Source organism: Leptolyngbya sp. CALU 1928 (genome assembly GCF_056784215.1).
Genome location: NZ_JBXBCE010000001.1, coordinates 2,302,363 through 2,325,218, shown reverse-complemented (window position 1 = coordinate 2,325,218; position 22,856 = coordinate 2,302,363). Strand labels below are relative to the sequence as shown.

The following is a 22,856-nucleotide window of genomic DNA, read 5'->3' as shown; positions in this document are numbered from 1 at the left end:
TATCGATGATTTTGGCTGGCTCGAATTTGAGAAGCGCGTTGATCTAAGCCAAGTGGCGCTGCAACACCGATCGCGGAGCGCGACGGACTCGGCAAAGGATCGTATCGTGTCCCAAGCGATCGCAGGCTTCATATCGATGACAGCCCGAAAAACCGTAATATTCGCCTTCTACTTCCAGCACATCAATCGGTTCCTGCAAGCCGATTTCTTGAATCGACTCCATCAGCGCGGCAACTTTTGCCGGATCATTTTGTCTAAATAAGGGGCGGCGAATTTTGTTGAGGGGAATGGCTTCAACGCGAACCATGATACTTTTTCCAATTCATCTTATTAAATCATAGTCATTATGAGTATGATTTGCAAAGTGTGAAGATTGGGTTTGTGAAAAGCGATGGGCTGCGATCGCAACTAGACAGTATCTTAGTAGCTGAACGGAATGCATTTTTGAGTAGGTAATCGTGGCTATTGCACCTCCTGATAGAACGTTGATGAATGCTGGGTGGTTGAGGGTTTGCTTGAGAACGGTGACTGGCGCGATCGCCGCAGGTACATTGATGGCTAGCTTTGTTGTGGCAGCAGAAAAAGCCTCGCAGCCAGCGTCATCCAAACAGGCGGCTCCGGCAAAAGATGTGGAATTACAAGTGGGTATTGTGCAACGGTTTGGCACGCAACCCACTGATGTAGTTACATTGCAAGCTCAACCGGGCGATCGCTTGACTCTCAAGTTTCCTCAAACAGATGGCAAAGTGAAACCCCTAATCGCTAACACCGCGACCTTAAAGGTAGTGATGCAACCTTTGCCAAAATCGCAAGTATCCGAGCGGGTTGTCCTCAGCACCCATCGCAGCTTTGAAAGTGCGGAAGACAGCGCGAACCGTTGGCGATCGCAGGGCATCCCAGTAGAAATTGCCCAACCCCAACGGTGGCAAGTGTGGGCAAAACGCGATGTCTACACCACTCCTCTCTTACGCCGCTTGTTGTTAGAAAGTTTGCAAGGTAAGGGGATTCAAACGGCTTTTGTAGATAGTCGCCTCTTGAAACAGCAGCCCAAAGCCACTTTGTTGATCAACGGCAAATCTTACCCAAAAGATAATGTGCAAATTTCGGCAGGTCGGGGAGTCATTCAGGTGCAAACTGAGTTGAAAGACGATCGCAATAAACGGCTTTATGCCGGAAGTCTACGCCTTCAGCCGAATACCTATGGCACTTATACCCTGGTGAATCAGGTGCCCTTAGAAGCCTATCTGCGTGGAGTGGTGCCTCATGAAATTGGCACGACAGCGGCATCCTCGGTGCTTCAGGTGCAGGCGATTTTAGCAAGGACTTATGCCTTGCGAAACCTGCGCCGATTTGCCGTGGATAACTACCAGCTTTGTGCCGACACTCAATGTCAGGTTTATTTTGGGTTAGGGGGGGCAAATCCGGCAACCGATGCGGCGATCGCGGCAACACGCGGCAAAGTGTTGACTTATCAGAACGAACTGGTCGATGCGGTTTATTCTGCTTCAACGGGCGGAGTAACTGCGTCTTTTAATGAAGTCTGGGAAGGTCCCGATCGCCCCTATCTTGTGACTCGCGTTGATTCGGTTGCGAACCAATGGGATCTATCCCAACAGCCGTTAACGAACGAACAAACAGCGCGTCAATTTCTCAAACAAACAAAAGGCTTTAATGAAGCGGATCAAAAGTGGTTTCGCTGGAAATATAGCAGCAGCCTGACCGAACTCAACAAAGATCTACATGAGTATTTAAAAACCCTGAATAGCCCCCTGGCAACCTTTAAAAGTATTACTCAGCTAAAGGTGGTGCAGCGATCGCCCGCCGGACGAGTGCAAAAACTGCGAGTGACGACGGATTTAGGCGCGATCGACCTAGAAAAAGACAATATCTTGGTTGCATTTTATGCCCCTGCAAGCTTGTTTTTCTATCTCGATCCGCTGCTGGATGCGAAGAAAAAGATGACAGGCTATGCTTTTTCCGGTGGTGGATTTGGGCATGGAGTAGGACTCAGCCAAACAGGATCGTATCACTTGGGTAAACTCGGTTGGAGCAGCGATCGCATTCTCAGTTTTTATTATCCCGGCACCCAACTTCAACCCATCAACAACTCGATTGTTTTCTGGCGTGATCCCTTTGTCCAATAATAATTAGTTTTGCTAATGCGGCGTTTCTGTAGGAAATATTTTGGGTTGTATCCCAAAGTAAGAAATTTGCTTGATCAAGGCACTTTATGACTCATGCTTTATCGATTAATTTAGCGTTTTTGCCAATCGCCCCCACAGGATTGGCAACCTATGCAATCAATCTATTGCCTCACTTAAAATCACTTGATCCAGCTTTATTTGTGGCGAACGATCAATCAGGATTTGAGTGTTATTCTGTGCCCAATAATCTCACCCATGAACAGGGGCGCAAGGGGCATCTTTCCCGGTTGTTGTGGACTCAGTTTCAGTCACCCAAGCTTTATCAAACCGCGCGATCGCATCTCTTATTTTCGCCCATTCCTGAAGCGCCTTTATGGTCTAATTGTCGATCGATTGTGACGGTTCATGATTTAATCCCACTGCGCTTTTTTCGCAAAAATACACCGCTTTGGCTATACCAACGTTATTATCTACCCCAGGTCTTAAATCAAGCTGAACATATTATTTGTAACTCTCAAGCAACGGCACAGGATATTATTGATTTTTTTGGAATTCCGGCTGATAAGATAACTCCTATTTTGTTGGCGCATGATGCAGACAATTTTCGCGTTCTAAATTTACCAACCCGTAATTATTTTCTTTATTTAGGACGCAATGACCCGTATAAAAATCTGCCGCGACTCATTAGCGCATTTGCTGCCATTCCGAACTCTTCAGACTACGAATTGCGGATTGCTGGACCGATGGACGATCGCTATACTCCCGATTTGATGATGCAAATTGAAGCGCTAAAATTAACTGATCAAGTCAAGTTTCTCAGCTATGTTCCTTACTCAGAATTGCCGAAAATTATCGGTCAGGCGATCGCGCTGGTGATGCCAAGTCTGTGGGAAGGATTCGGCTTGCCTGTACTGGAAGCGATGGCGTGTGGCACTCCGGTGATTACCTCCAATCTGTCATCATTACCAGAAGTGACAGGTGATGCGGCTTTGTTGGTCGATCCCTATGATGTAACTGCGATCGCTCAGGCAATGCAGGCGATCGCGGCTGATCCTAGTCTTAGAAGCCAACTACAACAGGCGAGTCTGGCTAGGGCGAAGCAGTTTAGCTGGGCAAAAACCGGAGAAGCAACCGCTGCAATCTTGCGACAATATCTTTAGTTGATTTATTTGTTTGCTATGAACCCGTCGATCGCCGATTTGAGATTAAACTACACACGCCAATCGCTTTTAGAAGCGGATATTCACCCTGATCCCATTCAACAATTTCAAACCTGGTTTGATCAAGCGATCGCCGCAAACCTGTTGGAACCCAATGCCATGACCTTGGCAACTGCAACCCCAAATGGTACGCCATCGGCGCGAATTGTACTGCTGAAGGGGATTGATCCGCGAGGGTTTGTGTTTTATACCAACTACAACAGTCACAAAGGACAGGAGCTAACTGCCAACCCACAGGCGGCGCTGGTGTTTTTGTGGGGCGAATTGGAACGCCAGGTGAGAGTTGAAGGCGCAGTTGAGAAGATTGCGGATGAGGAAACGGAGGCATACTTTCAGAGTCGCCCTCACAGCAGTCAATTGGGCGCTTGGGCATCAGAGCAAAGCTGCGTGATTCCAAATCGGGAAGTCCTCAAACAACGCTTGGCGAATCTGACCCAAGACTATCAAGATCAAGCAGTACCGCGTCCGCTTCACTGGGGCGGTTTTCGGGTGATTCCCCATGCGATCGAGTTTTGGCAAGGACGACCCAGTCGCCTCCACGATCGCTTACGCTATCGGTTTGAATCTGGCAATTGGATTATTGAACGCCTGTCACCCTAGTAATTGGGCGAGATCGTGATAGTTGCCTTCAACGATGCTCTACAGAATCAGCTACGCATTAATTGAAGTTGATTGATCTTTTCTATCAATAAACGAACTTGATTGGGTTTATTCCGAAACCATTCTATTGACCAAATTCGATGAATGCGCCAGCCGAGTCTTTCGAGAACTTGCTGTCTAAGCCGATCGCGATCTCTTGCAGTAGGCGAACTATGATAGGACGCACCATCACATTCGATCCCTAACAAAAATTCTCCTAGTCAATCGTTGTGAGCGATCGCTAAATCGATTCAATAACCTGAACATCCCACTTGAGTACGGATAATATAGTCTTGCCGTGAGGAATGTTGCTTTAGAGTCTGATATACGTCTTCTTCAATGGTGAATCAAAGTGAAGTTCATCGGTGTAAGAACTGCCTTGCAGTCGCTCAACCCCCACTCGCTGCATACTCCAGGTGATCACGTAATAATCTTACGCCTTCACTTTGAGTACGTGCTAAATCAATACTCCCAAGTCTGGATTTTAAATAGGATTAGAAAATGTGACTAATTGAGAGTCATAAAAGTGAAGATTAGAGAAAGCTATTAGCCGCTCATCTTGGCTACGATAATGCCACTTCAGTATGCGTCCAGACATAAAATTTTAACATTCATCTAAAATGCTTTCATAGCTTGCGCCATTCTCATCATCAGAGTCTTCTTCACTGTCGCCAGTCGAGAAAAATGAGGTAGGCGGAAGCTGCTTCCTATCACCAATCACAATTACTTGATCAGAACAAACAACTGAGGAAACAACATCTTCCTCTACAACTTTTGTCCTGTACTTAGTAATTAACCATACAGTTGGGTAGAGGATGACATAGTAGATTGCTGTTGTGTGGTAACTCCAGCTTCTCATGTCTCTCTACCCTTCTCTATACACCCCATCCCTGTTGGCTTTCATCTATTTCTGTCAGGCAGTCAGGTAGCGGAGTCAGAATCAATGCTTACCACCAGATGCGATTTCCATTCTCGTCTATCCTGGCTAATCGAATCATGTCAGAGATTGCTTCAGCATCTTTAACATGGTGTAGCGCTTTTTGAGTGCCATCTGGCATGTTAAAAACAAAGTAGGTTGGGACAACGATGTGATCGCCGGTAATGTCAGGAGCATCTACTGCAACTTGTTTCGCTTTTTCTTCTAGAGTTTTTGAATTGTCAATGCGATCGCCTGGGTTAACGGTCAATGGCGCTTCAGCCTGATCAATTGCTCTTTTCTGAGCACGCTTTTGAGCCGGATCAACCTCTTCAGGAGTAAGGGGTTGATTGATTTCCTTAAACTCTTGATTGGATACTGTTTCTTCGTAAGCCATATTAAAACCTTGAATTCATTCTTCCAATATTAGTCAGAATGAATATCTCAAACGTCTTCCAAAAGGGTCAGTTATCGATTTGTAGGGATTACCAAAAGTAGTGTTCTGGTTATCTAAAGATGATTGAGTAGATAATAATGGGCGATCGCTGAAGCAGCACGCTACTCAATAAAATCTCTGCTCTGAACAAGCGGACAAACAGAATAGATTTGAGGAACAGATCTAAGGAAAAATTGCTTATGTATCCGCTAATGCCAGGTGAGTATATCTCTACTAAAAACAGGTGGAAACCCGTCAGGGCAAGGTATCAAGGACGTTATACAAACCTTATAATAGAACTATAGCGCAACACAAAGTAGTAGAAGCCGTATGAAAGTTCAATCATCAATGCTAGTACATCTAGGGTATGGCAAGTACGTGCGATCAGATCACGTTACTGCATTGATTCCGGTTGAAGCAGAGCGAGGTCCAGGTCGGCGAACTTTCGTTTATGTGGATGGGCAGTCTGACCCTGTGATTGCATCTAGAACTGAGGACACCATTGTTCGAGATATGGTACAAGAACCTCGTGAGGTGATTCAATCTCGACAACAGCAAGATGTGTTGCAGGATTTACTACAAGATTTAACTAAGGTAAATCCTACAGTTCATCGCATTAGTCGAGATGAAGGTGGACTCGATCTAGAGCAGTTAGAGCGTAGAATCCGTCAGGTATTAGAAGACTAAACGGGTGTTAGGGGCGTTTTTGCGCCTCAATAGACTTACCGCTTTAAACAGTAATAGTTTCTCAGTCATGGTTACTCGATCAACACAGTGAATCAATCCAAGAAAACGCAACCCAAAATAAAAAAGACTAACTACTTTAACCATAAATAGCCTACACAAAGGCTGATCAAAGCAGTTAGTCTACTAAACACGGGGGTTACGCGAAATGAGAATTGATTAGTCTTAAGGGAACAGATGAAAGATATTGCGGACAACACTGTAACCAGCAATATCCCAAGCCAAATAAGCTACAAAACCAATCATTGCAAGCCGTCCGTTCCAAAGTTCAGCTTGGGGCGTGAAACCAAATAGGAACGAATTGCGGTCTTTGCCGTTATACGCGTTGGCGACAGGAGGTAAAGAGTTGGGAGTACGAGTTTCCATGATTGAATCTCCTAAATGGTAAAGTTTTACAACATGACTTTTAGGTTAGGGAGTCCTACTGCGGATTAAATCTGTCTCTAGTGATAGATCGCAGACGATCTATCACTAGAGCAATATTGCCAACGCTTAAAAAGTTAGCGTAGTGCTTTGACAATTTAAGTTTTTAGGAAGATAAAAGTTTTACTCTGATCCAATTTCTACCATGAACCCATTGCCACACATGACTATCGTTTTGGGTATGATGGAGGAGGTTGATGGATATATCCTGAGTAAAAGTAGCGTAAGCAAGACCAGCAGAAATACTTGCCTCAAGCAAAATTCTTTACTGCCGGATGAGAGTAACTTCTACCACAAGCTAAATTCTTCAAATGACGGGAGTCGGAATCGTAAAGATGAAAAGGACAGAGGATAGCAGCGCTGAAACGGAAACCTTTTGTCAAGATAGGCAGAAGAATTGTGCTATCACCTTAATCTCTTTGATTGCGCTGTCATAACAATTTACAATTAGAAGTGTTGTTAGAACACGGCACAAGGATTTTTTGATCTTCTGCACGACAAATCTCGCCTGAATCGGCGAAAGCAGCACGACTCCCCTTGGGTAACGCTTGAAGGTGGTCATCAACAGTTTGTCGCATTCAATCTAGAGAACAATTATGAAAGACCTCACTCGCTATCGCAATATTGGCATCTTCGCTCACGTCGATGCAGGAAAAACAACGACAACTGAAAGAATCTTGAAATTAACCGGCAAGATTCACAAAATTGGTGAGGTTCACGAAGGTGCGGCGACCACAGACTTCATGGAGCAAGAACAGGAGCGTGGCATCACGATTCAATCGGCGGCGACAACCTGTTTTTGGAATGACCACCAGCTAAATATCATTGATACGCCGGGGCACGTAGACTTCACGATCGAAGTGTATCGATCGCTGAAGGTGCTAGATGGCGGCATTGGCGTATTTTGTGCGTCCGGTGGTGTTGAGCCGCAATCTGAAACCAACTGGCGCTATGCCAATGATTCGGAAGTAGCACGGATCATTTATATCAACAAGCTCGATCGCACGGGTGCTGATTATTACCGGGTTGTGAAGCAAGTTGAAACTGTGCTTGCCGCAAAACCAATGGTCATGGTGCTACCCATTGGCATTGAAGAGCAGTTTTCGGGCGTGGTTGACCTGTTGACCCGCAAAGCCTGGGTGTGGGATGACTCTGGCGATCCAAAAAACTATGAGATCAAAGACGTTCCCGCTGACATGAAAGATGACGTGGAAAAATGGCGGGAGAAACTGATCGAGCTAGCCGTTGAGCAAGACGACACCCTGATGGAGAAATACCTTGAAGGGGAAGAGCTAACCATTGAAGAAATCAATTCCTGCATTCGCAAGGGCACCCGCGATCTTGCGTTCTTCCCCACTTACTGCGGCTCCTCGTTTAAGAACAAAGGCGTGCAGTTGGTGTTAAATGCGGTGGTTGATTATCTGCCTAACCCAATGGAGGTAAAACCTCAGCCAGAAGTCGATTTGGAAGGCGAAGCGACCGGAGATTTTGCTGTTGTTGACCCAGAAAGACCCCTGCGAGCGCTTGCGTTCAAGATTATGGACGATCGCTTTGGCGCATTGACCTTCACCCGTTTGTATTCAGGTACGTTAACCAAAGGCGATACGATTCTCAACACTGCCACAGGCAAAACTGAGCGCGTTAGCCGATTGGTGGAAATGCACGCTGACTCCCGCGAAGAAATCAATTCGGCGCAGGCGGGTGACATTATTGCGATCGTCGGGATGAAGAATGTGCAAACGGGGCACACCCTCTGCGATCCTAAAAATCCTGCCACTCTGGAGCCGATGGTCTTTCCTGATCCCGTGATCTCCATTTCCGTGAAGCCGAAAGTTAAAGGCGGCGATGAGAAAATGGCAATGGCGCTGATCAAAATGGTGCAGGAAGATCCGTCTTTCCACATGGTTACCGATGAAGAGAGCGGCGAAACCATTCTGAAAGGAATGGGCGAACTGCATCTAGACATCAAAGTGGATATTCTCAAGCGGACGCATGGCATTGAAGTGGAAGTCGGCAAACCTCAAGTTGCCTATCGTGAATCCATCACCAAGCGATTGGAAGATAGCTACACTCACAAGAAACAGTCCGGTGGTTCGGGTCAATATGCCAAAATTGACTATGTGATTGAACCGGGCGAACCCACTACTGGCTTTCAGTTTGAATCGAAAGTGGTGGGCGGCGCAGTGCCCAGAGAGTATTGGCCTGCGGTTGAAAAAGGCTTTGAGAGCAGCATTGGTAAGGGCGTGTTGGCTGGGTTCCCCTGTGTAGACTTGAAGTTTACCTTGCTTGCCGGTGGGTTTCACCCGGTTGACTCTTCCGCGATCGCCTTTGAAATTGCGGCAAAAGCTGCCTATCGCCAGACGATCCCCAAAGCTGGTCCTCAGCTACTTGAGCCGATCATGAACGTAGACGTGTTTACGCCAGATGACTACATGGGCGATGTCATTGGTGACCTCAACCGTCGTCGCGGCATGATGAAATCTCAAGAAACGGGTGGCATGGGTGCCCGGATTAAAGCCGATGTGCCTTTGAGCGAGATGTTTGGCTACATTGGTGATCTCCGCACCATGACCTCTGGACGGGGACAGTTTTCCATGTCGTTTTCCCACTACGCGCCTTGCCCTAGCAACGTGGCGGAAGAGGTGATTAAGGAAGCCAAAGAACGTCAGGCGGCGGCTTCGTAGGCTAGTTTTAACCACTATCAGCGATCGCAATCAGTGCTTAATTGACTGCGATCGCTGATTTTTTATTGGCAAAATACTGAATTAAACTTAAGCAGCGGATACCAGACGAGGAAAGTGGGCAATAATCATAGAAACATTAGGATTTTGCCGAGCGATCGCCTCCGGCTCAGCCCCTAATGTGGGGACTCCTACAAGCTCTGGATGAGCATTATGCGTTAGAACCAAAAGGTCATTGGTTTCGAGAATTTGAGCAGCTTGATTCACAAAGTTACCCCGCACTTGCTGGACTGGCACCGCTTCATCTAAACCAGGAATTGCGCGGGAATTATGTGCCAATCTAGGATTGGCACGAGGATTAGAGAGAATTTGTACAACCTGTAGTGTTGCTTTCAACTCTGTTGTGAGAGTCTGCATTAAAACTAGAGTCTGCTGGAAGCTAGAGCTAGTTGTTTCAGCATCAGAGATCACCAATACCACTCGCTGAGTTGATTGAATCGGGTGAGTAAAGCGAGTGATAAGTATAGGAACTAAAGTCCGGCGAGCAACCTTATCAATCACGCTACCAAAGAAATTATCCCGGTAAGTTGAGTAGCCTTTCCATCCACAGATCAGCAGATTAGCATTGCGCTCTTGAGCAGTTCGCAGAATACCTTTATCGATCGAGTCATCCACCCGACCGATCGCCTCTACATCCGTTACTGCGCCATGAGCGATCGTCTCAGCGACGGCTAATAATCGTTCTTGTTCTAGTTTTGCTTCAATTGAAATAGGGGCATAGGTGTCTACTAGTACATGTAAAGGTAATAATGTTCCATTTGTACTTTTTGCTAGAATTAACGCCAGTTGCAGCAGGTTATCTTCAGTACTAGGATTCGCAACAGGCACTAAGATCCGATAGTGGCGTGGAATTTGGGGTGTTTCCCTGGATTGAGGTTCAGCAATGCGGGTTGTGGTGGATTTCATTCCCTGTCCCCAACGTGCCGTGATCCAGGGCGAGGCAATGCAGGTTGCCAGAATCATGGCGATCGTGCCGTTGACTGTAAGTTGATCGACTAGCTTGATATTGTAGGCGACCGTAATTGCTGCCAATGTCGAAGCGGCTTGAGCAACAGATAGCCCAAATATCACCATCATATTGGCAAAATCAAAGCCAAACAGTTTACTAGCACTCCAAGCCGGAATAAACTTAGCCACGATCGCCACACTCACCATGACTCCAGAGACCACCAGCGATCGCGGTTCTTGGAACAGAATGAGCGGATTCACCAACATCCCCACCGAAATTAGGAAAAACGGCACAAACAGCGTATTGCCAATGAATTGAATTCGGTTCATTAAGGGACTGAGTTGGGGAATGAGTTGAGTAATCGCAATTCCCGCTAGAAATGCGCCAATAATCGGTTCAATCTCGATCACGGTAGCGAAATAAGACACGATAAATAGAGTCGCTACCACAAAAGTAAATTCAGCTCCTTCATCATGTCCAAAGCGGCGGAAAAACCAACGTCCCAGCCTAGGAACACCCCACAAAGTTACAAACGTATAGAGACTGAGGGAGGGAATTAAGAATAGCCAAAAACTAAAAGTCAGATTGCCCTGATGGGCTTTGACGACGATCGCTAACACAAGCAATGCCAACACATTGGTAATCAAAGTGCCACCCAGCGTCACGGTGACCGATGGCGCTCGCATGATTCCTAATTTACTGGCGATCGGCAATGCTAGCAGCGTATGAGAAGCAAAGCAGGATGCTACCAAAACGGCTGCCAGAAAGGGATATCCTAACAGCGTCATTGCTGCAATCCCCAATACCATTGGCACCATAAAAGTTGCTAAGCCAAAAAATAGCGCTTTTCTAGCGTTAAATTTCAAATCATCCAAACTGGTTTCCAACCCTGCCATAAACATGAGAAATAGCAGTCCCACAGTGCCCAGCAGGACAATCGTTTTATCCCGCTCCAACAAACCAAATCCGTATGGCCCGACAACCACTCCTGCCAGAATTAACCCCACAATTCCCGGTAGCCGCAATCGTTCAAATAGGAGCGGTGCTATTAACATGATTGCAATGATGACCAGAAAAATTGCCACTGGATCAGTGATGGGCTTGAGTGGCAAAAAGGGAGCTAAGGCATCTCGCCACGATGGCAAGGGAACCGCTAAAAAATTCCAGAAATAAGGCATCATGGCTCACTTGCGCTACAGCCGTCATCATAAGAAAATTGCTGTTCTCAAGGGAGCAGCTAACGGATGAAATTACGCGGATGATATCTGCCGGCAGAACTATCTTATGTCTACAGAATCCTATCGGACAGTGCAGACTCCATAAGGGTAGGATTCACGGGTACTATTGAGGGAGTTGTTTGCAACCGCGAACGACTTCGTCGCACTTCGCGCGATCGCGTCTATTCCAGGATCAACACTGCACCATGATCAAAATTCTGCATCTCTCGGATATTCATATGGGCAGCGGCTTTGTCCATGGGCGAGTTAATCCTGAGACGGGTTTGAATACGCGCCTAGAGGATTTCGTGCAAACCTTGGGACGGTGCATCGATCGCGCCCTTGCCGAACCCGTAGATCTGGTGCTATTTGGCGGCGATGCCTTTCCCGATGCCACACCGCCGCCCTATGTGCAACAAGCCTTTGCCAGCCAGTTTCGCCGTCTTGCCGATGCCAATATTCCGACCGTGCTGTTGATTGGCAATCACGATCAGCATTCCCAGGGGCAAGGGGGCGCGAGTTTGTGCATCTATCGCACCTTGGGCGTACCAGGGTTTGTGGTGGGCGATCGCCTGGAAACCCATCGCATCACAACTCAAAACGGCGATGTCCAGGTGATTACGCTGCCCTGGCTAACGCGATCAACCCTGCTAACCCGTCCCGATGCCGAAGGGTTATCCATGGGAGACGTGAACCAACTGCTGGGCGATCGCCTGCGAGTAGCGTTGGAAGGGGAAATTCGTCAGTTAGATCCCAATATTCCCACGGTGCTGGTAGCCCATGCCATGCTCGATACTGCGATGGTGGGAGCCGAACGCTTTTTGGCAGTGGGCAAAGGCTTCACCATTCCCATGTCGCTGATTAATCGTCCCTGTTTTGACTATGTTGCCCTTGGACATGTGCATCGTCATCAAGTGCTGTGTGAACAACCACCGATTGTCTATCCCGGCAGCATTGAGCGAGTCGATTTTAGCGAGGAAAAAGAGGACAAAGGCTATGTGTTGGTGCAGCTAGAAAAAGGCAGTGCCCAGTTTGAGTTTTGCCCAGTGCCCGTGCGCTCTTTTCGGACGATCGCCGTGGATGTGTCCAAGTCAGATGATCCCCAAGTAACGCTCTTAAAAGCCTTGCCGCCTGATCGCATCCAAGATGCAGTAGTGCGTTTGGTTTATCAATTTCGCACCGACCAACTTGAGCAAATCGACCCGAATGAATTGCAGTCAGCCTTGGCGATCGCCCACAGCTACACCATTCACCCCGAAGTGGTCAGCCAATTAGCGCGTCCTCGCCTACCCGAACTGGGAGCTAGTAACACGCTTGATCCCATGGATGCCCTAAAAACCTATTTGGCAAGCCGAGATGATTTACAACCCATCGCGATCGATATAGTAGAAGCGGCACAGGGATTGCTTTCTACTGAAATCGTCACTTGGACGGACTTAGAAGAAGTAGATGAACCCGCAACGCCACGGGTAGAATCTCAGCAAACTCAGTTAAGGCTGCTATAAATAGCTTAAACCTGTTTCAGATAGTATTTTTAGCCATTCTCAATAATGCTATCTACCGATTCTTTATCGGTTCTATTCTATGCAGTATTTCAGGCTGTAGGCGACTTGCTCTTGCTGATCGGGGCGAAGTTCTGGAAACATAGGCAAAGACAGGACTTCTTGAGAGGCTTGTTCGCTATTAGGAATTTGACCCGGTTGATAGCCTAAGTCTTGGTAGGCGGCTTGCAAATGTAAGCAAAGCGGATAGTAGACCATTGACAGGACGTTTTTTTCTTGCAGGCGGCTCCGCAGAGTATCCCGAAAAGGTTCGTTGGTTTCTGGCTCAGATTGTCGGGTGACGCGAATGGTGTATTGATTCCAAACGCTTTTCCCGCCGGGGATTTCCTGAGGTAAAACGATGCCTGGAATAGGGCTTAGAAGCTGTTGATAGCGATCGCTGATTGCCCGCCGCTGCTGATTCCACTGGTCTAGGTAGCGGAGCTTGATTTGCAAAATTGCCGCTTGCACCGCATCTAAACGGCTGTTTACGCCCAACTCTTCGTAATAGTAAGCCCCTCGCCGACCGTGATCGCGCAGACGACGCAGGCGATCACGCAGGGCAACATCATTGGTAGTAATTGCGCCACCATCGCCACAAGCGCCTAGGTTTTTAGTGGGATAAAAGCTAAAGCAGCCAACATGCCCAATGCTGCCAACCCGTTTGTCCTGCCATTCTGCCCCAGTAGATTGAGCGCAGTCTTCCACCACAAATAAATGATGGGCTTGGGCGATCGCCATGAGGCGAGTCATGTTGGTGGGCTGCCCAAACAAATGGACAGGAATAATGGCGCGAGTGCGATCGGTAATTGCCACTTCAACCTGATTCAGGTCAAGATTAAAGGTATCTAATTCAATATCTACAAAAACAGGCGTTGCACCAACAGCACTGATCACCTCAGCCGTCGCCACAAACGTAAACGGGGTCGTGATCACTTCATCGCCAGCACCGATTCCCAAGGCTCTGAGCGCTAGAAACAGAGCATCTGTGCCAGAGTTGCAACTCACGCAGTCTGAGGTGCCAACGTAGCTAGCAAACTGCTGCTCAAACTCTTCGACTACAGAGCCGCCAATATAACGACCAGAAGCCAATACTTCCAAAACAGCCGCGTTAATCGTTTCGCCAATCAGCTTGAATTGTTCTGATAAATCAAAGGGTGGAATCTTGTTCACTCACCGACACCGTAAGTTTGGTCACCAATCAAACTAGATTATGTCCTGAAATGGAACTTTTTGGCTTGACGCATACAGAATCGAAGGTGTTCTTGACAATCTTTTGAAAAGTTAGACGGTCTAAAGTCAACCATCAAGCGCCAAAAGATGAAGTGGAGACTGATTTCATCTTGTAGCGCTTGAGCAATTGAGACGTATTAGGATGCCGATTAGCGTGCCATGTAGTTTGAGTCGCAGCTTCGCGATCGCTGTTCCTCCAAAAATGGCATTGTAGGCAGCAATAAAAACCATTTGTGCATCCTTGGGTAATGCCTGTTGGTCGTGGTCTAGACCTGTGAAATCATTCAAGACGATCAAACCCATAGCGGTTGATGAATCAACCAATGACGACATCGTGGGATGCATATCAGCTCATTAAGTGGTTATTAAATGGGACTTTAGAACTTCTCCTTCTCCAGTTCTAGTAATCTTTGGGATGTCAGTTCATCGGATGAGGCTTCTAGCTTAAAAGGTAAATCTTGATTGATTGCTTCCATTTCTTGCCGTTCCATGTCATTCACCTCGCCAATATAGGTGCTAAAGATTTTAGCAAGACGGGGATGATAGAAGCGGTGAAGACTATAGTTCGGCGTTGCGGGAAAACCGCGTCGTTTTTTGTGTCGTCCCCCTGCTCCCGGATCAAATGTTTGAATGCCATGATTAATTGCCCATTCAATGGGCGTGTAGTAGCACGCATCAAAGTGAAGACAGTCAATATCATCGGAGGCCCCCCAATAGCGCCCGTAAAGTTTAGTCCCTTTGGTTAGGCAAAAAGACATACCTACGGGATTCTGAGGATCGTGTTCGGGATAGGCGGCGACAAAAACGACGCGATGGGCATAGTTAGGATAAAGCTGTTCAAAAAACTTTTGCGTCAGATATTTGCTGCCCCACCAGCCAAACTTGTCGCAGGTATCGCCATAGTAGGTATACATCAGCGAGAACAAAGATTCGGGAATCTCGTCTCCGTTCCAAGTTTTAAGCACTAGCCCTGCTTTTTCAACGGCTTTGCGTTCTCGTTTGATGTTCCGTCGTTGGTTAGCATTAAACCCGGTTAAGTAGTCTTCAAAGGTTTGATAGCCTTGGTTTTGCCAAATGAAACTGTGATGCATCCAAGTATGAAACCCCTGGCGCTCCATTCCCTGTTTCCACTCAGGATCGGCATACAGGAAGTGGCAGCCAGAAATATTGTTGCGATCGCAAAAGTGATCGATCGCGTTAATCATCAGCGCTGTTAACTCTTCTTCGTTTTCTCCGGGTGCAATCAAAAACCGATAGCCCTCCGCTGGCGTAAACGGCGACATCCCCAGCAGCTTGGGATAATATTCGATCCCTAGCCGCCCTGCCAACTCTGCCCATTGCTGATCAAACACAAACTCACCGTAGCTATGCCCTTTCACATAGAGAGGTGCGATTGCAATCAGACTGCGTTGATGGACTCCACCCGCCGATTCACGCCAGATTGTTAAGTGATTGGGTAACCAGCCCGTGCGGGCAGTGGTGCTACCGGAGGTTTCCATATTGTTCAACCAGTCCCACTCAAAGAATGGAGTTTTGAGGGGCGTTGCCAGAGCATCCCAATCCGCTTGTGGAATGTCTGCAATTCGATTAACCCAAGTCACTGAATAGCAGGGCTTTAGCTGTTCCACCATTGCTCACATGATTAAACTTCATACAGCGTAATACATCTAACTCAAAGTGGGGGAAGAGGAATGGCGAATAGTGAGTTTTGAGTTTTGAGTTTGAATTATTTACTTTCTTCTTTTTTAATTGCGTAGTGTAGAAATACTTCTTGATCGATAGTTTGCGCTGTGATTAGCTCTAGACGAGGGGCGATCGCTTCTAAAAAGCCTTCACCTTCCACTAAAGTTGGAGCAGTTCGTCCGCCTAAAATGAGTGGGCAAACGGTGATTTTCAACTCATCAACACAGTCTGCGGTGAGTAATCCAGCAAGCAGTTCGCCGCCGCCTAAGGCTGCAACGCGATCGCAGCCCAGAGTTGTCAAGGTTTGAAAGGCTGTGACCCAATCTATTGCACCTGATTCTGCCACGATGATCCGTTCAAAGCCCCCGTGATTTGTCCATTGCTGGGCACCGATTGCGGTTGTTAGGAGCCAGCGGGGAATCGGTTGCCGAAAAAATGCTAGATGAGGATCAAGGTTGCCAGAAGCAGAACAAACGATATGAACAGGCTGAGGTGGTTTATTTTGAGCTTGGCGCTGCTGTAATAAATCAGGATGTGCAATGGGTAGCGTTGTGCCATAAGCTCGCAATGTGCCTGCACCAAACAACACTGCATCCACTTGGGAAATCTGGGTTTCCAGATGATGTTTGTCGGCAGCAGAGCCAAATCTGGCAGGAGAATGGAGGCGGTCGGCAATTTTACCATCTAAGCTAATCGCCACAACTACGGTGGTAAAAGGACGCAGATCAACCATGGGCTAGGTGCGATCGCTGTCTTGTGGCACACAAACGGCAAAAAAAGCAACTTGGGCGGCGGCTTGCTCGGCAGCTTTAATCGATCGACCGCTTCCTTTGCCAAGACACTGATCTTGCAGCCAAACTTCTGTCGTAAACGAGTGAGGCAAGGTGGAGATATCGGACTCGGTTAGCCGATAAGTCGGTAGTAATTTGTAGTGCGCTTGAGTCCACTCTTGCAGCGCCGCCTTATAGTTTTGCAGAGCAGGATCGGTGCGAACTTCGTCGATCAACGGAATTAACTGACCATCCAGCCAGGGTCGAATCAGCGAAAAATTATGTGTGCTGAGATACAAGGCACCCAAAACAGCTTCAAACGATTCTGCTAGCCGCGATTCTTCACCTAATTTATCGTTATGGGCACTATTCGTCACTAACAGATAGCGAGATAGCCCATAACCAGCCGCCAGTCGAGCTAAAACGCGATCGCTGACCAAAATAGAACGAACTGCTGCAAACTCGCCCACGGGCAGTTTTGAATAACTTTCGAGCAAAAACTCAGCCACCGCTAGGCGAATCACGGCATCTCCAACAAACTCTAGCTGCTCATAGTTGGCGATCGCTGAGATTGTGGGATGGGTTAAGGCTAAATCCAGCAGATGCCAATCGATAGGTGCCGTAGTTGACAATCCTAGTTTTTTCACTAGGGTTTCCAAGTCTTTTTGGCGGGGGGGATACTGAATGACCATGCTATTAGCCTAGCAGTTCTCTAGGCACTCTGAGGAAACCTAGCACTCTGAGGGAGCCTGCTGAACTCTGTTAGGGTGCCTAAACGGGTTGACTGCCCCTGTTCAGCAGAAGGACAAACGTCAATCGGCTGGAGGGTTTGTCCGTCTAAAATAACAATAGATGAGGCTGCCTTACTTAGATTCGCAGCATTAAAGCTATCACCCAACCCAAAATAGCGATTTTGCGATCGCACGGCTGCAATGGTTTGTGGCAACACACCGACGAGTAATGCCAATATTTCATCAGGAATTTGGGACACCACTTCGCCGCTAAAAAATTCTTCAAACCCCAAAAATAGCTTTTCTGCCCGTTGAACTGGATCAGCATGACCCACAATTTTCTGGAGCCAGCGAACCCACTGGATTCTGCGACTGTAAGCCCGTTGGCGATCGCGAGGGTTTGTGACTTCGATGAGGTCAGGAGCGCCAATTGCAACAATGAATGAATAGTCTGGCTCTGTTAGGCAAGCGATCGCGGCACCCGGACCCGCAAACTCGGCATAGTAGGGTTTGCAGAGAATTAGACCACCCCGTTTTGTTTCTCCAACCGCGAGTAGGCGACCGAATGGGATCGCAAACTCTGAGACAGTAGAAGCGCCGTGCTGAGAAATACTGCTATCCACGTAGTTATACTGCAATATTGCAGAGTGCAAGAACCGAATAGAAACATACTTCTACTCCTTGTCCTCATCCTAAACATGCCCATGGAGCCAAACTCACTTCCTTACAGAACTTTGTAGAATCTACACATTTCAAACAGGTTTTCAAAAAAATGCGTGATCACAAGCCCCTATGTATCTGGCAGAGAGATAACTAGAGCAAAACAGATTTTTGAACCGGGCAATCCGTCTCAGACAAGGTTTTCCATAAATAGTGCCCACCTTGCAAATCACCCATACACCAGCCCAAAACCCAAATCCACTGGGCAAACCCTTGGCGGCTCATAAGATTAGGAAACAGGCTTAGAAGGTGTTTGAGTAGTTTAAATACGCTTCGCCCGTAGTGTTTAACGACTCTAAGCCGGGTCAGATCTGAACCATACTTTTTATATAAAACAACATGTGCCCCGCCCCATTTTTTGCCTTGACGGTATCGATCGCGCAGTTCAGTACGCAATCGATAGTGAACCGTAGCATTGGGCACAAACTGGAGCGGAATTCCAGCTAAATTTGCGCGCCAGCAGTAATCAGTATCCCAACTAGCAGTGCAGTCTTCATCGGGGTTGCCGATCGCCTCATAGACTGATCGCCGTAAGCCCAAACTGCATCCACTGGCATAGGGCAGATAGAGCGGCGGAGAAATAGTAGACAGCCCAACTTGGGCAGATTGCTGCTGCCAGCTTTCTCCAAGCAACCAGTCGGGGTTGAGTTTGGTGTACTCGATCGCCGCCGCAACAAACGGGTGCGTTTGGAGTGCCGTTCCTAATGCCAATAGCCATCCCTCGCCGACTTGATCATCCGCTTCACACAGCAAGAAAGCATCCCCGGTTGCTGCCTGAAAGCCCACCGTATAGGAATAAGCCACGCCTCGTCTCGGTTCCCCTAACTGATGGGCATTGATGATCCGGAGATTGGGCAGGCGATCGCGATAGCGCTCCACAATGTCCATAGAATGATCCGTTGAACCATTGTTGACTACAACCACCTCCCACTCACCTGCCCAAGCTTGACGGGTCAGCGCGTCTAATTGAACTGCGATCGTGTCAGCACCATTAAAACACGGCAGGATTACACTAATCTTCATTGGCTAGATGCCCGGTTTGTAATTTGTAGAGTGGCAATCAAAGACTAAACCGACTCATTATTTTTTCCCTATTATTCGATATTCTTCACCAATATGCGAACAAATGTGCGTGAGGTGACAGCTTTGGAGAAACTTTGTTGACCTATATGAATCAATCTGCCAATATGACTTTAGATTTATTTATCCATACCTACCGAGATGTTGACTCAGCCAGCAGTTACTCAGCCAGAACCCTTTTCTGAAGCGTCTAATTCATCTCCTGCGATCGCCATCAAGCCCAATCAACTGCTGTCTGCTCAAGCGCTCAACGCGTTGAATGTCCGGTCTAATATTAAAGGCGGATTGCAACTAGCAGGACATCTGATTGTTATGGGAATAAGTGGCTATCTATGGACAACTCAGGGCGATAGCTTATTCATTGCCCTGCCTGCTTTAATTCTCTACGGGGTTACCTTGGCGGCAATGTTTGCGCCCATGCACGAATGCTGCCACCGCACCGCATTTGCCAACAATCGCCTCAATGATGGGGTTGCCTGGTTTGCGGGGCTGCTGTCGTTTTATAACAGTGCGTTTTATCGTCGTTATCACAAGTGGCATCATCGCTATACGCAAATTCCTGGGAAAGACCCCGAACTGAGCGATCGCAAGCCGCAAACCTTGACCGAATATCTAGTCGCCATGAGTGGCTGTAACTGGTGGATTGGCAAAGTACGCGGACATATGAGAATTGCGCTCGGCAATCTAGAAGGCTGTCCTTATATTCCCGATAGCGCCCGGTCTGAGGTAATTCGTTCAACTCGGCTGCAACTGCTGGTGTATGGAATCGCGATCGCCCTATCCATCGGCTATCAACAGCCCTGGTTTTTGACCTATTGGCTCATTCCCTTAGCGATTGGACAGCCGCTTTTACGGGGATTTTTGCTGGCTGAACATACGGGCTGCACCCTTGACGATAATTCCCTCACCAACACCCGCACCACATTGACGATCGCCCCAGTGCGCTGGCTGATGTGGAACATGTCATTTCATGCCGAGCATCATTTGGTTGCTTCCATTCCGTTCCATGCGTTGCCTGCTGCCCATGAAATTTTGCAGTCTCATTTCACGCAAGTGGATCAGGGCTATGTGAAAGTCAACCGCGATATTATTGCAAACCTGAGCGCTCAAATGGGTTCGCCTTCATGAGCGTTGGTCGCTTTGTTCTCAAAGATTTTGCGCTTCAGTGCGGCACAGTATTACCCCAAGCAGAGTTGGTTTATCAAACCTATGGCGAGTTGGCAGGCGATCGCCAAAATGTCATTCTCTATCCCACGTCCTATGGTGCCCAGCACAGCGACATCGACTGGTTGATCCGTCCCAATGGCATTCTTGACCCCACGCGCTGGTTTATCATCATCCCGAATATGTTCGGTAACGGGCTGTCTAGTTCGCCGAGTAACTCCACCGACTGTGGCTTAGCCGAACAAGGGTTTTGGTTTACCCAGGTTGATAATGTGCGCGCTCAGTCACAGCTTTTGCGAGAAGTCTTTGGCGTTGAACAGTTGGCGCTGGTGTATGGCTGGTCGATGGGGGCGCAGCAGGCGTATCACTGGGGCGTAATGTATGGCGATCGCGTGTCACGGATTGCGGCACTCTGCGGCACAGCGCGAACGACGGATCACAATCGGATTTTTTTAGAAAGTTTGCGATTGTCCTTGACCGCAGATCCCACCTGGAATGGTACGGGCTTTGACGGGATGCCCGATCGCGGCTTTCGCACCTTTTCCCGGATTTATGCCAGTTGGGCTGCATCCCAAGCTTTTTATCGAGAAGGACTGTATTATCAACTGGGCTATGAGTCGCTGGAAGATTACTTGCTGCGAGCCTGGGAAACGAGCTATCGGCAACGCGATCCGCGTAATTTAATTGCCATGCTGGATACTTGGTTGCGGTGTGATGTGGGCAATAATCTAAACGGTCAAATGGATTACGCTCACGCTTTGCGATCAATTTCAGCTAAAACTTTGGTCATGCCCTCCGCAACAGATTTATACTTTACGCCAGAAGATTGTGCGGCTGAGGCGGCTTTGATTCCTCAGGCAACCTACTGCCCGATTCCTTCCATTTGGGGACATCGGGCAGGGAATCCCTATCAAAATCCGGCGGATGAAGTGTTTATCCAAACGGCAATTCGGGAACTGTTGGATCTGTAGAAAACTCTGTCTTTACGAAATCTGGTGTAAGGGTTTAGCATTCGGGCAAAAACCTTAAAACTAAACTAGAGTCATTTGCCGAATGCTAAACCCCTACGAATCTGGTTCCTTAATAAAAACTGATATGACTACACTGTTATCTGAATTTGCCCGTGAAAATGGGGTTCGGTATTTCCTGATTTCTTTCACTGACCTGTTTGGGGTGCAGCGATCAAAGCTCGTTCCAGCACAGGCGATCGATGCAATGGCGGTGAATGGAGCAGGGTTTGCGGGGTTTGCGGCGTGGTTGGATATGACTCCGGCTGACCCGGATATTTTGGCGATTCCCGATCGCGACAGCCTGATTCAATTACCCTGGCAGCCGGATGTTGCATGGATGGCAGCCGATTTATATATGAATGGGCAGCCTGTGGAGCAAACGCCGCGATGGGTGCTAAAGCAGGTGGTGGGCAAGGCGGCAGCACTCGGCTATCGGATGAAAACGGGGGTGGAGTGTGAATATTTTCTGCTGGCGGCGGATGGCGAACAGATTTCGGATGGACGCGATCGCGCCAGCAAGCCTTGTTATGACCAACAGGCTCTCATGCGCCGCTTTGAAGTGATTGCAGAAATCTGTGATGCCATGTTGAAACTGGGCTGGGGTGCCTATCAGAACGATCATGAAGATGCCAACGGTCAGTTTGAAATGAATTGGATGTATGCCGATGCGCTGCTGACTGCCGATCGCCACGCTTTCTTTAAGTACATGGTTAAGGCGATCGCTGAAAAACATGGACTGCGCGCCACCTTCATGCCCAAACCGTTCCTCCACCTGACGGGCAATGGCTGTCATACTCATCTGTCCGTTTGGGATACCGCAGGCAACACCAACCTGTTTGATGACCCCAAGGGCAAACTCGGACTGGCACCCCTGGCATATCAATTTATCGGCGGCGTATTGCACTCTGCCGCTGCCCTTTGCGCCTTCACCAATCCCACGGTCAATTCCTACAAGCGGATTAATGCCCCCGTCACAGCTTCCGGTGCTACCTGGTCGCCTAATACCATCAGCTACAGCGGCAATAATCGCACTCACTCTATCCGCATTCCAGAACCCGGACGGTTTGAGTTTCGCTTGGCGGATGGTGCCGCGAATCCTTACCTGCTGCCTGCTGCCCTAATTGCCAGCGGCTTAGATGGCATGGAGCATCAACGCGATCCGGGCGATCGCCACGACAACAACGCCTACACCGATCCGCTGCCAGCCGGAACCGTCAAACGCCTACCTGCAAATCTGCTGGATGCCTTGCGCTGTCTAGAAGCAGATACTGTCCTTACTCCGATTTTAGGGTCTGCCCTCGTGTCGGCTTACACCAAACTCAAGCATCAGGAATGGAACGAGTACAGCACCCACATTAGCCCCTGGGAACTAGAAACTACCCTAGACTGCTAGACCTTGCTCCATTTTGAATGAAGAACTTAGAACTACCGTACCAAAGCTTGATGGCGCATGAAATCGCTAACTCTACAGTTCACTCTTGAATAAGGAAGGGCT

Annotated in this window: 22 protein-coding genes; 9 read left to right on the top strand and 13 right to left on the bottom strand. The window is 48.1% G+C overall.

The features are described from left to right. Positions 1-43: 43 nt before the first annotated feature. Positions 44-307: a ParB N-terminal domain-containing protein gene (locus AC1S5B_RS10795; RefSeq protein WP_482035682.1), complete on the bottom strand. Its 264-nt coding sequence runs from the start codon at positions 305-307 to the stop codon at positions 44-46. A 151-nt stretch (positions 308-458) separates the two neighbouring features. Here AC1S5B_RS10795 and AC1S5B_RS10790 point away from each other — a divergent pair, with 151 nt between their 5' ends. The 3 genes from AC1S5B_RS10790 (at position 459) to pdxH (ending at position 3,964) form a co-directional block, all read left to right on the top strand. Beyond that, positions 459-2,144: a SpoIID/LytB domain-containing protein gene (locus AC1S5B_RS10790; RefSeq protein ID WP_482035681.1), complete on the top strand. Its 1,686-nt coding sequence runs from the start codon at positions 459-461 to the stop codon at positions 2,142-2,144. Between the two features lie 86 nt (positions 2,145-2,230). Beyond that, the gene (locus AC1S5B_RS10785; RefSeq protein ID WP_482035680.1) at positions 2,231-3,304 is read left to right on the top strand and encodes a glycosyltransferase family 4 protein; all 1,074 of its coding nucleotides are present in this window, start codon (positions 2,231-2,233) and stop codon (positions 3,302-3,304) included. Positions 3,305-3,322: 18 nt separating this feature from the next. After that, the gene (gene pdxH, locus AC1S5B_RS10780; protein WP_482035679.1) at positions 3,323-3,964 is read left to right on the top strand and encodes a pyridoxamine 5'-phosphate oxidase; all 642 of its coding nucleotides are present in this window, start codon (positions 3,323-3,325) and stop codon (positions 3,962-3,964) included. Between the two features lie 47 nt (positions 3,965-4,011). Here pdxH and AC1S5B_RS10775 read toward each other — a convergent pair whose 3' ends face one another. The 3 genes from AC1S5B_RS10775 to AC1S5B_RS10765 all read right to left on the bottom strand — a co-directional run bounded on the left by AC1S5B_RS10775 (position 4,012) and on the right by AC1S5B_RS10765 (position 5,316). After that, a complete protein-coding gene (locus AC1S5B_RS10775) occupies positions 4,012-4,212 on the bottom strand; it encodes a DUF559 domain-containing protein (RefSeq protein WP_482035678.1) in 201 nt (66 codons plus the stop codon). Positions 4,213-4,607: 395 nt separating this feature from the next. Next, positions 4,608-4,862, bottom strand: a complete 255-nt coding sequence (locus AC1S5B_RS10770) for a hypothetical protein (protein ID WP_482035677.1) — start codon at positions 4,860-4,862, stop codon at positions 4,608-4,610. Positions 4,863-4,950: 88 nt separating this feature from the next. Further along, the gene (locus AC1S5B_RS10765; RefSeq protein ID WP_482035676.1) at positions 4,951-5,316 is read right to left on the bottom strand and encodes a hypothetical protein; all 366 of its coding nucleotides are present in this window, start codon (positions 5,314-5,316) and stop codon (positions 4,951-4,953) included. A 369-nt stretch (positions 5,317-5,685) separates the two neighbouring features. On the opposite strand from AC1S5B_RS10765, the gene AC1S5B_RS10760 reads away from it, so the two are divergent. Next, the gene (locus AC1S5B_RS10760; RefSeq protein WP_482035675.1) at positions 5,686-6,042 is read left to right on the top strand and encodes a thioredoxin domain-containing protein; all 357 of its coding nucleotides are present in this window, start codon (positions 5,686-5,688) and stop codon (positions 6,040-6,042) included. Between the two features lie 222 nt (positions 6,043-6,264). Here the strand turns inward: AC1S5B_RS10760 and AC1S5B_RS10755 are convergent, their stop codons facing one another. Further along, positions 6,265-6,465 carry a high light inducible protein gene (locus AC1S5B_RS10755; protein ID WP_482035674.1) on the bottom strand — a complete coding sequence of 67 codons (201 nt, stop codon included), beginning with the start codon at positions 6,463-6,465 and terminating at the stop codon, positions 6,265-6,267. Between the two features lie 653 nt (positions 6,466-7,118). On the opposite strand from AC1S5B_RS10755, the gene fusA reads away from it, so the two are divergent. After that, a complete protein-coding gene (gene fusA / locus AC1S5B_RS10750) occupies positions 7,119-9,206 on the top strand; it encodes an elongation factor G (protein ID WP_482035673.1) in 2,088 nt (695 codons plus the stop codon). A gap of 87 nt (positions 9,207-9,293) precedes the next feature. On the opposite strand, the gene AC1S5B_RS10745 is transcribed toward fusA, so the two are convergent. Next, positions 9,294-11,393 (bottom strand): cation:proton antiporter domain-containing protein, encoded by a 2,100-nt coding sequence (locus tag AC1S5B_RS10745; protein WP_482035672.1) that lies wholly within the window; start codon positions 11,391-11,393, stop codon positions 9,294-9,296. 176 nt (positions 11,394-11,569) lie between these two features. On the opposite strand from AC1S5B_RS10745, the gene sbcD reads away from it, so the two are divergent. Beyond that, positions 11,570-12,934, top strand: coding sequence for an exonuclease subunit SbcD (sbcD, locus tag AC1S5B_RS10740; protein ID WP_482035671.1), 1,365 nt, complete (start codon positions 11,570-11,572; stop codon positions 12,932-12,934). A 72-nt stretch (positions 12,935-13,006) separates the two neighbouring features. On the opposite strand, the gene AC1S5B_RS10735 is transcribed toward sbcD, so the two are convergent. The 7 genes from AC1S5B_RS10735 to AC1S5B_RS10705 form a co-directional block, all read right to left on the bottom strand. Beyond that, positions 13,007-14,143, bottom strand: a complete 1,137-nt coding sequence (locus AC1S5B_RS10735) for a DegT/DnrJ/EryC1/StrS family aminotransferase (RefSeq protein ID WP_482035670.1) — start codon at positions 14,141-14,143, stop codon at positions 13,007-13,009. A gap of 165 nt (positions 14,144-14,308) precedes the next feature. Next, positions 14,309-14,506, bottom strand: a complete 198-nt coding sequence (locus tag AC1S5B_RS10730) for a hypothetical protein (protein WP_482035669.1) — start codon at positions 14,504-14,506, stop codon at positions 14,309-14,311. A 74-nt stretch (positions 14,507-14,580) separates the two neighbouring features. Then, positions 14,581-15,834, bottom strand: a complete 1,254-nt coding sequence (locus AC1S5B_RS10725; protein WP_482035668.1) for a GNAT family N-acetyltransferase — start codon at positions 15,832-15,834, stop codon at positions 14,581-14,583. Between the two features lie 95 nt (positions 15,835-15,929). Then, positions 15,930-16,619, bottom strand: coding sequence for a RibD family protein (locus tag AC1S5B_RS10720; protein ID WP_482035667.1), 690 nt, complete (start codon positions 16,617-16,619; stop codon positions 15,930-15,932). 3 nt (positions 16,620-16,622) lie between these two features. Beyond that, on the bottom strand, positions 16,623-17,348 hold the full coding sequence (gene rnc, locus AC1S5B_RS10715) for a ribonuclease III (RefSeq protein ID WP_482035666.1): 726 nt from the start codon (positions 17,346-17,348) through the stop codon (positions 16,623-16,625). Positions 17,349-17,368: 20 nt separating this feature from the next. Beyond that, entirely contained in the window at positions 17,369-18,010 is a 642-nt protein-coding gene (locus tag AC1S5B_RS10710) for a hypothetical protein (protein ID WP_482035665.1), read from the bottom strand. Between the two features lie 190 nt (positions 18,011-18,200). Beyond that, a complete protein-coding gene (locus tag AC1S5B_RS10705) occupies positions 18,201-19,130 on the bottom strand; it encodes a glycosyltransferase family 2 protein (protein ID WP_482035664.1) in 930 nt (309 codons plus the stop codon). 198 nt (positions 19,131-19,328) lie between these two features. On the opposite strand from AC1S5B_RS10705, the gene AC1S5B_RS10700 reads away from it, so the two are divergent. The 3 genes from AC1S5B_RS10700 (at position 19,329) to glnT (ending at position 22,754) form a co-directional block, all read left to right on the top strand. Further along, on the top strand, positions 19,329-20,315 hold the full coding sequence (locus AC1S5B_RS10700; protein ID WP_482035663.1) for a fatty acid desaturase family protein: 987 nt from the start codon (positions 19,329-19,331) through the stop codon (positions 20,313-20,315). Continuing rightward, positions 20,312-21,322 carry an alpha/beta fold hydrolase gene (locus tag AC1S5B_RS10695; protein ID WP_482035662.1) on the top strand — a complete coding sequence of 337 codons (1,011 nt, stop codon included), beginning with the start codon at positions 20,312-20,314 and terminating at the stop codon, positions 21,320-21,322. The genes AC1S5B_RS10700 and AC1S5B_RS10695 overlap by 4 nt, the downstream gene beginning before the upstream one ends. A 124-nt stretch (positions 21,323-21,446) precedes the next feature. Further along, positions 21,447-22,754, top strand: coding sequence for a type III glutamate--ammonia ligase (gene glnT / locus AC1S5B_RS10690; protein WP_482035661.1), 1,308 nt, complete (start codon positions 21,447-21,449; stop codon positions 22,752-22,754). Positions 22,755-22,856 lie beyond the last annotated feature (102 nt).

What these genes read in the sequence shown, in the direction of transcription:
- pdxH (WP_482035679.1), top strand. Translation starts at nt 3,323, where the DNA reads ATGAACCCGTCGATCGCCGATTTGAGATTAAACTACACACGCCAATCG.
- AC1S5B_RS10730 (WP_482035669.1), bottom strand. Translation starts at nt 14,506, where the DNA reads ATGGGTTTGATCGTCTTGAATGATTTCACAGGTCTAGACCACGACCAA.
- AC1S5B_RS10705 (WP_482035664.1), bottom strand. Translation starts at nt 19,130, where the DNA reads ATGAAGATTAGTGTAATCCTGCCGTGTTTTAATGGTGCTGACACGATC.
- AC1S5B_RS10725 (WP_482035668.1), bottom strand. Translation starts at nt 15,834, where the DNA reads ATGGTGGAACAGCTAAAGCCCTGCTATTCAGTGACTTGGGTTAATCGA.
- AC1S5B_RS10770 (WP_482035677.1), bottom strand. Translation starts at nt 4,862, where the DNA reads ATGAGAAGCTGGAGTTACCACACAACAGCAATCTACTATGTCATCCTC.
- glnT (WP_482035661.1), top strand. Translation starts at nt 21,447, where the DNA reads ATGACTACACTGTTATCTGAATTTGCCCGTGAAAATGGGGTTCGGTAT.
- AC1S5B_RS10720 (WP_482035667.1), bottom strand. Translation starts at nt 16,619, where the DNA reads ATGGTTGATCTGCGTCCTTTTACCACCGTAGTTGTGGCGATTAGCTTA.
- AC1S5B_RS10765 (WP_482035676.1), bottom strand. Translation starts at nt 5,316, where the DNA reads ATGGCTTACGAAGAAACAGTATCCAATCAAGAGTTTAAGGAAATCAAT.
- AC1S5B_RS10700 (WP_482035663.1), top strand. Translation starts at nt 19,329, where the DNA reads ATGTTGACTCAGCCAGCAGTTACTCAGCCAGAACCCTTTTCTGAAGCG.
- rnc (WP_482035666.1), bottom strand. Translation starts at nt 17,348, where the DNA reads ATGGTCATTCAGTATCCCCCCCGCCAAAAAGACTTGGAAACCCTAGTG.
- AC1S5B_RS10795 (WP_482035682.1), bottom strand. Translation starts at nt 307, where the DNA reads ATGGTTCGCGTTGAAGCCATTCCCCTCAACAAAATTCGCCGCCCCTTA.
- AC1S5B_RS10745 (WP_482035672.1), bottom strand. Translation starts at nt 11,393, where the DNA reads ATGATGCCTTATTTCTGGAATTTTTTAGCGGTTCCCTTGCCATCGTGG.
- AC1S5B_RS10760 (WP_482035675.1), top strand. Translation starts at nt 5,686, where the DNA reads ATGAAAGTTCAATCATCAATGCTAGTACATCTAGGGTATGGCAAGTAC.
- AC1S5B_RS10755 (WP_482035674.1), bottom strand. Translation starts at nt 6,465, where the DNA reads ATGGAAACTCGTACTCCCAACTCTTTACCTCCTGTCGCCAACGCGTAT.
- AC1S5B_RS10695 (WP_482035662.1), top strand. Translation starts at nt 20,312, where the DNA reads ATGAGCGTTGGTCGCTTTGTTCTCAAAGATTTTGCGCTTCAGTGCGGC.
- fusA (WP_482035673.1), top strand. Translation starts at nt 7,119, where the DNA reads ATGAAAGACCTCACTCGCTATCGCAATATTGGCATCTTCGCTCACGTC.
- AC1S5B_RS10785 (WP_482035680.1), top strand. Translation starts at nt 2,231, where the DNA reads ATGACTCATGCTTTATCGATTAATTTAGCGTTTTTGCCAATCGCCCCC.